The following is a 12,037-nucleotide window of genomic DNA, read 5'->3' on the forward strand; positions in this document are numbered from 1 at the left end:
TCCATGGCACACGAAACGATGAGCTTTCAGGCAGAGGTCAAGCAACTCCTCCACCTGATGATTCATTCGCTTTACAGCAACAAGGAAATCTTCGTGCGCGAACTGGTGTCGAACGCGTCCGACGCGGCCGACAAGCTGCGCTTCGAGGCGCTCGCGAACAATGCGCTGTACGAAAACGATCCGAACCTGCGCATCCGCATCGGCTACGACAAGGCCGCGCGCACGATCACGATCGACGACAACGGCATCGGCATGAGCCGCGACGAGGCGATCGCGCACCTCGGCACGATCGCGCGCTCGGGCACCAAGGAATTCTTCTCGAAGCTGTCCGGCGACCAGCAGAAGGACGCGGCGCTGATCGGCCAGTTCGGCGTCGGCTTCTACTCGGGTTTCATCGTCGCTGACAGGATCACCGTCGAGACCCGCCGCGCGGGTCTGCCGGCAAGCGAAGGCGTGCGCTGGGAAAGCGCGGGCGAAGGCGACTTCACGGTCGACGGGATCGAGCGCGCGCAGCGCGGCACGACGATCACGCTGCACCTGCGCGAAGGCGAGGACGAGCTGCTGTCGTCGTACCGCCTGAAGTCGATCATCCAGAAGTACTCGGACCACATCGCGCTGCCGATCCTGATGCAGAAGGAAGAGTGGGACCAGGAAAAGGGCGAGATGGTCCTGAAGGACGAGGACGAGACCGTCAACCAGGCGAGCGCGCTGTGGACCCGTTCGAAGAGCGAGGTCACCGACGAGCAGTACCAGCAGTTCTACCAGCACGTCGCGCACGACCACCAGGATCCGCTCACGTGGACGCACAACCGCGTCGAGGGCCGCAGCGAATACACGCAGCTGCTGTTCGTGCCGTCGCATGCGCCGTTCGACCTGTGGAACCGCGACTATCGCGGCGGCCTGAAGCTGTACGTGAAGCGCGTGTTCATCATGGACGACGCCGAGCAGCTGCTGCCGCAATACCTGCGCTTCGTGAAGGGCGTGGTCGATTCGGCGGACCTGCCGCTGAACGTATCGCGTGAAATCCTGCAGGAAAGCCGCGACGTGAAGGCGATCCGCGAAGGCGTGACGAAGCGCGTGCTGTCGATGCTCGAGGAACTCGCGAACGCCGAGGACGATGCCGGCAAGGAGAAGTTCACGGCGTTCTGGCGCGCGTTTGGCCAGGTGCTGAAGGAAGGCCTCGGCGAGGATCACGCGAACCGCGAGCGCATCGCGAAGCTGCTGCGCTTCGCGTCGACGCACGGCGACTCCGACGAGCAGAACGTGTCGCTCGCCGACTACGTCGCGCGGATGAAGCCGGACCAGAGCAAGATTTACTACGTGACCGCCGACTCGTGGCTGGCCGCGAAGAACAGCCCGCATCTCGAGGTGTTCCGCAAGAAGGGCGTCGAGGTGCTGCTGCTGACCGACCGCGTCGACGAATGGATGCTGTCGTTCCTGCATGAATTCGACGGCAAGCCGCTCGCGAGCGTCGCGCGCGGCGACCTCGATCTCGGCGAGCTGAACGACGACGAGAAGAAGGCGCAGGAGCAGGCGGGCGAGGCGATCAAGCCGGTCGTCGACAAGATGAAGGAAACGCTCGGCGACAAGGTGAAGGACGTGCGCGTCACGTTCCGCCTGACCGATTCGCCGTCGTGCCTCGTCGCAGACGACAACGACATGAGCGGCTACCTGCAGCGGATGCTGAAGGCAGCCGGCCAGTCGGCGCCGTCGTTCCAGCCGATCCTCGAGATCAATCCGGAGCATGCGCTCGTCAAGCAGCTGAAGGCCGACAGTGCCGATTTCGGCGACTGGTGCCACCTGCTGTTCGATCAGGCGCTGCTGGCCGAAGGCGGGATGCTCGACGATCCGGCGAGCTTCGTGAAGCGGACCAACGCGCTGCTGCTGTCGCGCGCCGCGTGAACGCGCGGATGCGATTCGATGGCGGGCAGTCGGGCTGGTGCGAGACGCCGCGGCCCGGCTGCACGCTTGACCAGCGCGACTGGCTGACGCGCGGCGGCTCGCTGACCGCGCATCTCGCGCGGCTCGGCCGCGTGAGCGTGCGCGTGACGCGCGAGGCGGTCGACGGCCCGTGGTTCGACGAGCACATGGCGGTGGCCAGCGCGCCGCGCGCGCCGATGTGGGTGCGCGAGGTGATCCTGTCGGTCGACGGCACGCCGTACGTCGCCGCGCACAGCATCGCGCCGCTCGGCGCGAGCAAGGGCATCTGGCAGGCGATGCGGCGGCTGCGCACGCGGCCGCTCGCGGAATTGCTGTACAGCGATCCGCAGGTCGAGCGCTCGGCGCTCGTCAGCCGGCGCGTGATTGCCGGCCATCCTTTGTATGCACTCGCGACTCATGCGCTCGGCGGCGCGCGCGCGCCGCATGCGTTCGCCGCGCGGCGCTCGGTGTTCCAGCGTCACGGCGAACCGCTGATGGTGACCGAGTGCATGCTGCCCGCGCTGTGGCGGCATCTCGACGCGCACGGCGACGGGCCGCGATCGGGCGGGCCGGGCAGGGGCGCGTGATGCTGCGGGGGTTTCCGCCGGTCGTCGCGCCGAACACGCACACGATGATCCTCGGCAGCTTTCCGGGCGAGGCGTCGCTCGATGCCGCGCAGTACTACGCGCATCCGCGCAATCAGTTCTGGCGGTTGCTGGGCACGGTGATAGGCGAATCGGAGTTGCATGCGCTCGACTACGATGCGCGGCTCGAACGCGTCTTGCGGCACGGCATCGGGATCTGGGATGTGCTTGCCGCATGTCACCGCGAAGGCAGTCTCGATTCGGCGATTCGGAATGCGAAGCCGAACGACTTCGCATCGTTGCGCGAGCATGCGCCGTTGCTGAAGAAGGTCTGCTTCAACGGGAAGACGGCGGGAAGGTTTGCGGAAGTGATCGGCGCGGCGGGCTATGAGACGCTCGTGCTGCCTTCGTCGAGCCCGGCACATGCGTCGCTCTCCTTTGATCAGAAGCTGTCGCACTGGCGCGAGATTCTTGCCTGAATCCGCCGTCTCGGTCCCCTTAGGGTTTTCCCGCATCAAGGCAATTCGGCGCGAAGCCGTTATTGACCTTCATATCAACGATGCCCGGCATTGGTTCGGATACGCGCAGGCAAACGTTTGTCCGAATCCGGTTGCTGTCGTGATTTCCGGGCCCGGTCCGTTTGATCGTGATGCCCCGGGGGCGACGATTGTATTGCGCGCTGGTTCAACGCTGCGCGGACGAAGCTGCCGATGTGGCATTCGCGGCGTTCGCGAGTCACTGCAGGAGATCGACATGAACGCGGTGAAGACCGAGATCGAACAACTCGAGAAGGCGCTGAACCTGCTGGTTCGTCTCCCGCAACTGGTCCTCCGCGACTATTGGGTGTCGCAGATCGAGGGGCTGCTGGAACAGACGGGCCTCTCCTCGCAAGACGTGCGACGCCTGCACACCCTGCGCGAATTGTTCGGCTTCCCTGCGGACGAGTGCGCCGCCGGCAAGCCGTAGCGTCGTCAGGGCTAGCCGAGCCGGTATTGAAGTCATGCGCGGCTGACGCGCTCGCGCTACGGCGCCATCAGGTGTTGCCGGAAAAACGCTTCGGCGCGCGCGATCGCGCCGTCCGCGGACGCCGGGTCACGGCCGACTTCGTGACCGACAACCTCCCACCGGCGCAAATCGCCATTCGGCAGAACCACCTGCCTTGCCACGTTCGCGGTCGCCGCCCGCCGCGAATGCTATCCTCTCGTCCGCAAATCCAGCCTCACCCCAGCGAGATTCATCCATGACCCGACTGATCAAGCGCGCATCCGCCGAGGCGCGCGCATTCAATAGCGACAAGGCGTCCGCCTACAACGGCTCGTCGAAATTCCAGCAGCCGCGCGTGAAGCGCCGTACGGACATCGACGAACACGACGACGTGCCCGTCCTCGAAGCACCGCGCAAGCCGCGCTTCGCGCCGGTGACGTTCTCCGAGGAGCGCGGCGTGCGCTACCTGCACTTCGGCACCGAGTGGGTGCAAGGCGCGATGCGGATCTCGAAGCCGCACGCGATCGAGCTCGAATACGCGCAGCAGATGATGGCCTGGCTGCTGTTCCTCGAAACGCCCGGGCGGATCGTGCAGCTCGGGCTCGGCACGGGCGCGCTGACCAAGTTCTCGCACCGCTTCCTGCCGACCGCGAAGGTCGAGGCCGTCGAGCTGAACCCGGCCGTGATCGTCGCCGCGCGCACGATGTTCGCACTGCCGCCCGACGATGCGCGTCTCGCGGTGCACGAAGCGGACGCGTGGGACTTCGTCAACGACCCGGCCAATCGCGGCACGACGGGTGCGATCCAGATCGACCTGTACGACGCGACCGCGCGCGGCCCCGTGCTCGACAGCGTCGCGTTCTATCGCGCGGTGCGCGGCTGCCTCGCGGACGCGGGCATCGCGACGATCAACCTGTTCGGCGACCATCCGAGCTTCGTGCGCAACATGAAGCACCTGAACACGGCATTCGGGAATCGCGTGATCGCGCTGCCGGAAGTGCACGACGGCAACCGGATCGCGCTCGCATTCTCGGGCCCGGCGCTCGACGTGCCGTTCGCGCAGCTCGACGCGCGCGCGAAGCTGGTCGAGGATGCGCTGAAGCTGCCCGCGCGCAAGTGGGTGAAAGCCTTGAAAGCATCGGTCGCGCCGGGCGCGACGTCGTTCGCCATCTGACGCGACATGCACCGGCCGCATGCCGGTGCAACCTCACCGCGGGGACGGATCACCTCGGGTTCGTCCCCGCTTGACCGCCCGCTTGCGGCACCTATACTGGCGCGAAGCCAGGGGAGCCGCAGCTTACCCGTTTCGCCGCTCCTCTCGCCGCCGTACCCGTTCAAGAACACCGATAACCGGGAATGAAGAGGAGACGTCATGGCTCACGATGCCGACGCCAACCGGGCCGCCAAGCGCTGGCTCTGGCTGCTGGTGCTGCCGCTGATCGCGATGGTCTGGGTGCCGTCGTACAACAAGGTCGATCCGCAATGGCTCGGCTTTCCGTTCTTCTACTGGTATCAGCTCCTGTGGGTCTTCATTAGCGCGGTGATCACCGCGTTTGTCTACTTCAAGACCCGGAATGCGTGGAAGGCGGGCAGCGCGCAAGGAGACCGTCGATGAACCTTGCCGCTACCTTCGTCTTCGTCCTGCTCTTCATCGGCGTCACGATCATCGGCTTCCTCGCCGCGAACTGGCGGCGCGGCGATCTCGCGCATCTCGACGAGTGGGGCCTCGGCGGCCGCCGCTTCGGCACGATCGTCACGTGGTTCCTGCTCGGCGGCGACCTCTACACCGCGTACACGTTCGTCGCGGTGCCGGCGCTCGTGTTCGGCGCGGGCGCGATGGGCTTTTTCGCGCTGCCGTACACGATCCTGATCTATCCGTTCGCGTTCGTCGTGTTCCCGAAGCTGTGGAGCATCGCAAAGCGGCACGGCTACGTGACATCCGCCGACTTCGTCAACGCGCGTTATGGCAGCCGGATGCTCGCGCTTGCGATCGCGGTGACGGGCATCGTCGCGACGATGCCGTACATCGCGCTGCAGCTCGTCGGCATCGAGGTCGTGATCGGCGCGCTCGGGTTCGACACCACCGGCTTCGTCGGCGACCTGCCGCTCATCATCGCGTTCGCGATTCTCGCCGCGTACACGTATACGTCGGGGCTGCGCGCGCCCGCGATGATCGCGATCGTGAAGGACATCCTGATCTACATCACGATCGCCGCGGCGATCGTCGTGATTCCGGCGAAGCTCGGCGGCTTCGGGCAGATCTTCAGCCACGTGCCGCCCGCGAAGCTGCTGCTGAAGGCGCCGGACGCGACGAGCCTGAACGGCTTCAGCGCGTACACGACACTCGCGATCGGCTCGGCGCTCGCGCTGTTCCTGTATCCGCACTCGGTCACGGCGATCCTGTCGTCGTCGTCGGGCAACTCGATCCGCCGCAACATGGCGATGCTGCCCGCGTACTCGTTCGTGCTCGGCCTGCTCGCGCTGCTCGGCTACATGGCGCTCGCGGCGGGCGTGAAGGACATGCCGCAGTACGCGCCGTACTTCAAGGCGTTCGGCCCGAACTTCGCGGTGCCCGCGCTGTTCCTCGAGTATTTCCCGTCGTGGTTCGTCGGCGTCGCGTTCGCGGCGATCGGCATCGGCGCGCTGGTGCCGGCGGCGATCATGTCGATCGCGGCCGCGAACCTCTATACGCGCAACATCCACCGCGAGTTCATCAATCGCAACATGACGCACGACCAGGAGACGCACGTCGCGAAGCTGACTTCGCTGATCGTGAAGGTCGGCGCGGTCGCGTTCATCCTCGGGCTGCCGCTGACCTACGCGATTCAGCTGCAGCTGCTCGGCGGGATCTGGATCATCCAGACGCTGCCGGCGATCGTGCTCGGCCTCTATACGCGTCTGCTCGACTATCGCGGCCTGCTGCTCGGCTGGCTGGCGGGCATCTTATGCGGCACGTGGATGGCGATTTCGCTGAAGCTCGCGGGCTCGATCTTCACGATCCACCTGTTCGGCTATGCGATTCCCGGTTACGCGGCGGTGTGGTCGCTGATCGTGAACCTCGTCGTCGCGATCGTGGTGAGCGTGCTCGTGCGGGTGGCGGGGATGTCGCATGCGGAAGACCGCACGCGGCCGGAGGATTATCTCGACGTCGTCGAAAGCTGACGCCGCTTCGTGCGTGTAAATTTCGTGCGCGCAAAAACGGCAACGCCCGCCACCGGCAGGTGGCGGGCGTCTGTTCCGTCGGCCCCGCGCGTCAGCCCTGCGCGCGCTGCGCGAGATCGTCGCGCTGCGACAGATCCTCGACGTTGATCATCCACTGTATGCCGAAGCGATCCTTCAGCATCCCGAAGCCGAGTGCCCAGAAAGTTTTCTGGAAGGGCATCGTCACTTCGCCGCCGTCGGCGAGCGCATCGAACAGCTTCTTGCCTTCATCGACGCTCGCCGGGTTCAGCGACAGCGAATAGCCCGTGTGCGTACCGCCCGTATTGCGGCAGTCGCCGTCCGAGCACATCATCATCGAATCGCCGATCGTGAAGCTCGCATGCATGATCTTGTCCGCCATCTCGGGCGTGACCGGCTGCTCGGGGTTGGGCGGCGCGTCCTTGAAATGCATCTTGAACAACGTCTTCGCGCCGAGCGCCTTTTCGTAGAACTGAAGTGCAGCTTCGGCCTGGCCGTAGAAGGTCAGGTACGGTTGAACTTGCATCGTTGTCTCCGGTTCGACTCCAAGTTGACTGGGTAGAACGCATCGGGAGCGGCCGATGCGCCCGTGTCGTGGATTGTAGTGCGCGAGCTTGACCGGCGGATGAAAAAATAAGACGGCCGCGAACATCGCGTTCGCGGCCGTGTCCGGCAGGGGCAGGGGCAGGGGGGATGCTGCCCCACGTACTGTCTTGCGCAGCCGGCCATTGCCGGCTCCTGACACTCAGCGCAGCGCGTCGATCAGCTTCTCGAGCTTGACTGCATCGGCGGAGAACTGGCGAATGCCTTCGGCGAGTTTTTCGGTCGCCATCGCTTCGTCGTTCAGCTGGAAGCGGAACGATGCCTCGTCGATCGCGACCCGGTCGATCGCGACACGCGCGGCGGGCACATCCGTGAGCGCTTCCGGCGACAGCTTGCGCGTGACCGTCTCGTTGCTGTCCTGCAGCTTCTGCAGCAAATCGGGACTGATGGTCAGCAGGTCGCAGCCCGCGAGTTCGACGATCTGGCTCGTCGTGCGGAAGCTCGCGCCCATCACCTCGGTGTGATAGTCGAACGTCTTGTAGTACGTGTAGATGCGGCGCACCGACTGCACGCCCGGATCGTTCGCGCCGCCGTTCTTCACGTCATCCCATTCGGCGCCGGCCTGCTTCTTGTACCAGTCGTAGATGCGACCGACGAACGGCGAGATCAGCTGCGCGCCGGCTTCCGCGCACGCGGCGGCCTGCACGAGCGAGAAAAGCAGGGTCATGTTGCACTTGATCCCTTCCTTCTGCAGCACCTCGGCCGCGCGGATGCCTTCCCACGTCGACGCGAGCTTGATCAGGATGCGTTCGCGGCCGATGCCGGCGGCTTCGTAGAGCTTGATCAGTTCGTGTGCCTTGTCGATCGAGCGCTGCGTGTCGAACGACAGGCGCGCGTCGACTTCGGTCGACACGCGGCCCGGGATCAGCTTCAGGATCTCGGTGCCGAAGGCGATCAGCAGGCGGTCGATGATGAAATCGGTGCTCTCGTCGCGGTGATCGCGGACGGTTTTTTCGAGGATCGGCTTGTACGCGTCCTTCTGCACCGCTTTCAGGATCAGCGACGGGTTCGTGGTTGCGTCTTGCGGCTTGTATTGCGCGAGCTGCTGGAAATCGCCCGTGTCGGCGACGACGGTGGTGTACTGCTTCAGCTGGTCGAGTGCGGTAGTCATGGCGATTCGAGAAGAGGGCGCGATGCGCCGGGGTTCTCAGGGGCCGCGCTGTACGCGGCGGCGAAGCGAAGCGGCGCGCGCAGCGCCGCGTCCGATTCGCTATTCTAGGCCCGATTCGCGTCGCGCATGTTTCGCAGGGCCGAAGATCGCGCCGGCGCAGCGCGGACGGCCGGCGTGAACGGGGCGCGCAACGCGCGTTCGGCGGTCCGTCGCGCGCGAACGGCCCCTGGGTCTGCTTACCTGTCCCGGGCCGGGCGTCGCGCGTTGAGGATCACCTGCGTGACGATCCCGGCGATGAGCCCCCAGAACGCCGAGCCGATCGACAGCAGCGTGAGGCCCGACGCGGTCACCATGAACGTGACGAGCGCCGCTTCGCGCTGCTTCGCGTCCTGCATCGCGTTCGCGAGGCCGCTCATGATCGAGCCGAACAGCGCGAGCGCGGCGACCGACACGACGAGCGCCTTCGGCAATGCGGCGAACAGCGCGGCGATCGTCGCGCCGAAGATCCCGGCGATCAGGTAGAAGGTCCCGCACCACACGGCGGCCGTGTAGCGTTTCGCGCGGTCCTCGTGCGCCTCGGGGCCCGTGCAGATCGCCGCGGTGATGGCAGCGAGGTTCACGCCATGCGAGCCGAACGGCGCGAGCACGAGCGACGCGAGGCCCGTCGTCGCGATCAGCGGCGACGATGGCGTCTGGTAGCCGTCCGCACGCAGCACCGCGATGCCCGGCACGTTCTGCGACGCCATCGCGACGACGAACAGCGGAATGCCGATGCTGACGATCGACGCGACCGAGAACGCGGGCATCGTGAACACCGGCTTCGCGAGCGCGATGTGGAAGCGGCTGAAGTCGAGCAGGCCGAGGCCGCCGGCGACCGCCGTGCCGACGATCAGCGTCGTCACGATCGCATAGCGCGGCGCGAGCCGCTTGACGATCAGGTACGTGAAGAACATCGCGAGCACGAGCGCGGTCTGGTATTGCGCGGCGCGGAAGATCTCGATGCCGATCTCGAACAGGATGCCCGCGAGCAGCGCGGCGGCGATGCCGGCCGGAATCCGCCGCATCAGCGTGTCGAACAGGCCGCTCACGCCGACCGCGGTCAGCAGCAGCGCGCACACGACGAACGCGCCGATCGCCTCGGGGTAGGGCACGCCGGGCAGCGACGCGATCAGGAGCGCCGCGCCGGGTGTCGACCACGCGACGACGACGGGCGCACGAAAGCGCAGCGACAGGCCGATCGTCGTGAGCGCCATGCCGATGGAGAGCGCCCAGATCCACGACGAGATCTGCGCGTCGGTCAGGTGCGCGGCGCGGCCGGCCTGGAACATCAGCACGAGCGAGCTCGTATAGCCGGTCATCATCGCGACGAAGCCGGCGACGAGCGCCGACACCGACGTGTCCGAGAAAAAACGGCCGCTCGCGCGGCCCGCGCGCGCGGTGGGCGACTGGGTCATGCTATCTCCGGGAGGGGCCGTTCGAACGCGGCCTTCGAGTTGGCTGGGTGGTTATTTGCTGAGTGCGCGCATCGCGGTTTCGAGGCCCGCGAGCGTAAGCGGATACATGCGCTGGCCGAGCAGGTCGCGGATGATCGCGACCGACTGCCGGTATTCCCATAGCCGCTCGGGCTCGGGGTTCAGCCACGCATGATGGGGGAACTGGTCGGCGAGCCGCCGCAGCCATATCGCGCCGGCTTCTGGGTTGTTGTATTCGACCGAGCCGCCGGGCTGCAGCACCTCGTACGGACTCATCGTCGCGTCGCCGACGAAGATCAGCTTGTAGTCGGGCGTGAACTTGTGCAGCACGTCGAAGGTCGCCGTGCGTTCCGAGTGGCGGCGCCGGTTGTTCTTCCACAGGTGGTCGTACACGCAGTTGTGGAAGTAGAAGAACTCGAGGTGCTTGAACTCGGCCTTCGCGGCGGAGAACAGCTCTTCGGTGCGCTTGATGTGATCGTCCATCGAGCCGCCGACGTCGAGCAGCATCAGCACCTTCACGTTGTTGTGGCGCTCGGGCACCATCCGCAGGTCGAGCCAGCCCGCGTTCGCGGCGGTGCTGCGGATCGTGCCGGGCAGGTCGAGCTCCTCGGCCGCGCCTTCGCGCGCGAAGCGGCGCAGCCGCCGCAGCGCGACCTTGATGTTGCGCGTGCCGATCTCGACCGAATCGTCGTAGTCGCGGTATGCGCGCGCTTCCCATACCTTGACCGCGGTGCGGTTGCCGTTCGACGGCCCGCCGATGCGGATCCCTTCCGGGTTGTAGCCGCCGTGCCCGAACGGCGACGTGCCGCCGGTGCCGATCCACTTGTTGCCGCCTTCGTGCCGTTCCTTCTGCTCGTCGAGCAATTGCTTCAACCGCTCCATCAGCTTGTCGAGCCCGCCCATCGCTTCGATCTGCGCTTTCTCCTCGTCGCTCAACTCGCGCTCGAGACGCTTCTCGAGCCAGTCGAGCGGGATGTCGAACGCGTCGGACGGCAGCGCGGACACGCCATGGAAGTACGCGCCGAACGCCTGGTCGAACTTGTCGAAGTACTGCTCGTCCTTCACGAGCGTCATGCGCGCAAGGTAGTAGAACGCGTCGATCGACGGCGCGATGAGCCCGGCCTTCAGCGACTCGAGCAGCGTCAGGTATTCCTTCACCGAGACGGGCAGCTTCGCTGCGCGCAGCGCGTAGAAGAAATTGAGCAACATGGCCGGGCCTTCGCGAGGGTAGGAAGCTTACCGGTTGTGCCGGTTCATGTAGACGAGCCGCTCGAACAGGCTCAGGTCCTGTTCGTTCTTCAGCAGCGCGCCCGCGAGCGGCGGCACGATCTGCTTGCGATCCGGGCCGCGCAGCGCGTCCGGCGGGATGTTCTCGGCGAGCAGCAGCTTCAGCCAGTCGAGCAGTTCGGACGTCGACGGCTTCTTCTTCAGGCCCGACACGCCGCGCAGCTCGAAGAAGCTTTCGAGCGCCGCCTGCAGCAGCTCCTCGCGGATGTTCGGGTAGTGGACCGCGACGATCTTCTGCATCGTCGAAGGATCCGGAAACTGGATGTAGTGGAAGAAGCAGCGGCGCAGGAACGCGTCGGGCAGCTCCTTCTCGTTGTTCGACGTGATGATCACGAGCGGGCGGTGCTTCGCGCGCACGGTCTCGCGCGTTTCGTACACGTGGAATTCCATCCGGTCGAGCTCGCGCAGCAGGTCGTTCGGGAATTCGATGTCGGCCTTGTCGATCTCGTCGATCAGCAGCACGCTCGGGTGCCCGGCGTCGAACGCCTGCCACAGCACGCCCTTCACGATGTAGTTCGCGATGTCCTTCACGCGCGCGTCGCCGAGCTGCGAATCGCGCAGCCGCGACACGGCATCGTATTCGTACAGCCCCTGCTGCGCCTTCGTCGTCGATTTGATGTGCCACTGAAGCAGCGGCATGTCGAGGGCCGCCGCGACTTCCTCGGCGAGCATGGTCTTGCCGGTGCCCGGCTCGCCCTTGATGAGGAGCGGGCGTTGCAGCGTCAGCGCGGCGTTGACCGCGAGCTTCAGATCGTCGGTGGCGACGTAGTGCGAGGACCCTTCGAAACGCATGGCGGCGCTCTTCTCTATCGCGAAAAAATCCCAGTATAAGTCAGAAGGGCTGTCGGGTTCGGCCGCGGCCGCGTATCGTTGCGGGACCGCGGCGGGGCGGGCCG

Annotated in this window: 12 protein-coding genes; 7 read left to right on the forward strand and 5 right to left on the reverse strand. The window is 65.9% G+C overall.

Features of this window, described 5'->3' with window-relative positions:
• Positions 1-3: 3 nt before the first annotated feature.
• The 7 genes from htpG to mctP all read left to right on the forward strand — a co-directional run bounded on the left by htpG (position 4) and on the right by mctP (position 6,650).
• Positions 4-1,902, forward strand: a complete 1,899-nt coding sequence (htpG, locus tag ACV22Z_RS17345; RefSeq protein ID WP_448077510.1) for a molecular chaperone HtpG — start codon at positions 4-6, stop codon at positions 1,900-1,902.
• An 8-nt stretch (positions 1,903-1,910) separates the two neighbouring features.
• Positions 1,911-2,507 carry a chorismate--pyruvate lyase family protein gene (locus tag ACV22Z_RS17350; protein WP_448077511.1) on the forward strand — a complete coding sequence of 199 codons (597 nt, stop codon included), beginning with the start codon at positions 1,911-1,913 and terminating at the stop codon, positions 2,505-2,507.
• Entirely contained in the window at positions 2,507-2,983 is a 477-nt protein-coding gene (locus ACV22Z_RS17355) for a DNA-deoxyinosine glycosylase (RefSeq protein WP_448077512.1), read from the forward strand. The genes ACV22Z_RS17350 and ACV22Z_RS17355 overlap by 1 nt, the downstream gene beginning before the upstream one ends.
• The gene (locus tag ACV22Z_RS17360) at positions 2,976-3,470 is read left to right on the forward strand and encodes a hypothetical protein (protein WP_448077513.1); all 495 of its coding nucleotides are present in this window, start codon (positions 2,976-2,978) and stop codon (positions 3,468-3,470) included. Before ACV22Z_RS17355 ends, ACV22Z_RS17360 begins: the two co-directional genes overlap by 8 nt.
• A gap of 274 nt (positions 3,471-3,744) precedes the next feature.
• The gene (locus ACV22Z_RS17365) at positions 3,745-4,662 is read left to right on the forward strand and encodes a spermidine synthase (protein ID WP_448077514.1); all 918 of its coding nucleotides are present in this window, start codon (positions 3,745-3,747) and stop codon (positions 4,660-4,662) included.
• Between the two features lie 198 nt (positions 4,663-4,860).
• Positions 4,861-5,103, forward strand: coding sequence for a DUF3311 domain-containing protein (locus ACV22Z_RS17370; RefSeq protein ID WP_448077515.1), 243 nt, complete (start codon positions 4,861-4,863; stop codon positions 5,101-5,103).
• On the forward strand, positions 5,100-6,650 hold the full coding sequence (mctP, locus tag ACV22Z_RS17375) for a monocarboxylate uptake permease MctP (protein WP_448077516.1): 1,551 nt from the start codon (positions 5,100-5,102) through the stop codon (positions 6,648-6,650). The genes ACV22Z_RS17370 and mctP overlap by 4 nt, the downstream gene beginning before the upstream one ends.
• 91 nt (positions 6,651-6,741) lie before the next feature.
• Here the strand turns inward: mctP and ACV22Z_RS17380 are convergent, their stop codons facing one another.
• The 5 genes from ACV22Z_RS17380 to ACV22Z_RS17400 form a co-directional block, all read right to left on the reverse strand.
• A complete protein-coding gene (locus tag ACV22Z_RS17380; RefSeq protein WP_448077517.1) occupies positions 6,742-7,194 on the reverse strand; it encodes a VOC family protein in 453 nt (150 codons plus the stop codon).
• Positions 7,195-7,413: 219 nt separating this feature from the next.
• The gene (tal, locus tag ACV22Z_RS17385) at positions 7,414-8,382 is read right to left on the reverse strand and encodes a transaldolase (protein WP_448077518.1); all 969 of its coding nucleotides are present in this window, start codon (positions 8,380-8,382) and stop codon (positions 7,414-7,416) included.
• 236 nt (positions 8,383-8,618) lie between these two features.
• Positions 8,619-9,836 carry a benzoate/H(+) symporter BenE family transporter gene (locus tag ACV22Z_RS17390; protein WP_448077519.1) on the reverse strand — a complete coding sequence of 406 codons (1,218 nt, stop codon included), beginning with the start codon at positions 9,834-9,836 and terminating at the stop codon, positions 8,619-8,621.
• Positions 9,837-9,887: 51 nt separating this feature from the next.
• Positions 9,888-11,063: a vWA domain-containing protein gene (locus ACV22Z_RS17395; protein ID WP_448077520.1), complete on the reverse strand. Its 1,176-nt coding sequence runs from the start codon at positions 11,061-11,063 to the stop codon at positions 9,888-9,890.
• A gap of 27 nt (positions 11,064-11,090) precedes the next feature.
• Positions 11,091-11,933: an AAA family ATPase gene (locus ACV22Z_RS17400; RefSeq protein ID WP_448077521.1), complete on the reverse strand. Its 843-nt coding sequence runs from the start codon at positions 11,931-11,933 to the stop codon at positions 11,091-11,093.
• Positions 11,934-12,037: the final 104 nt, after the last annotated feature.

This window comes from Burkholderia sp. PU8-34 (assembly GCF_053427725.1).

Excerpts from the sequence above, each read along its gene's own strand:
- ACV22Z_RS17365 (WP_448077514.1), top strand. The coding sequence starts at position 3,745 with ATGACCCGACTGATCAAGCGCGCATCCGCCGAGGCGCGCGCATTCAAT.
- htpG (WP_448077510.1), top strand. The coding sequence starts at position 4 with ATGGCACACGAAACGATGAGCTTTCAGGCAGAGGTCAAGCAACTCCTC.
- ACV22Z_RS17395 (WP_448077520.1), bottom strand. The coding sequence starts at position 11,063 with ATGTTGCTCAATTTCTTCTACGCGCTGCGCGCAGCGAAGCTGCCCGTC.
- ACV22Z_RS17390 (WP_448077519.1), bottom strand. The coding sequence starts at position 9,836 with ATGACCCAGTCGCCCACCGCGCGCGCGGGCCGCGCGAGCGGCCGTTTT.
- ACV22Z_RS17400 (WP_448077521.1), bottom strand. The coding sequence starts at position 11,933 with ATGCGTTTCGAAGGGTCCTCGCACTACGTCGCCACCGACGATCTGAAG.
- ACV22Z_RS17370 (WP_448077515.1), top strand. The coding sequence starts at position 4,861 with ATGGCTCACGATGCCGACGCCAACCGGGCCGCCAAGCGCTGGCTCTGG.
- ACV22Z_RS17350 (WP_448077511.1), top strand. The coding sequence starts at position 1,911 with ATGCGATTCGATGGCGGGCAGTCGGGCTGGTGCGAGACGCCGCGGCCC.
- tal (WP_448077518.1), bottom strand. The coding sequence starts at position 8,382 with ATGACTACCGCACTCGACCAGCTGAAGCAGTACACCACCGTCGTCGCC.
- mctP (WP_448077516.1), top strand. The coding sequence starts at position 5,100 with ATGAACCTTGCCGCTACCTTCGTCTTCGTCCTGCTCTTCATCGGCGTC.
- ACV22Z_RS17380 (WP_448077517.1), bottom strand. The coding sequence starts at position 7,194 with ATGCAAGTTCAACCGTACCTGACCTTCTACGGCCAGGCCGAAGCTGCA.
- ACV22Z_RS17355 (WP_448077512.1), top strand. The coding sequence starts at position 2,507 with ATGCTGCGGGGGTTTCCGCCGGTCGTCGCGCCGAACACGCACACGATG.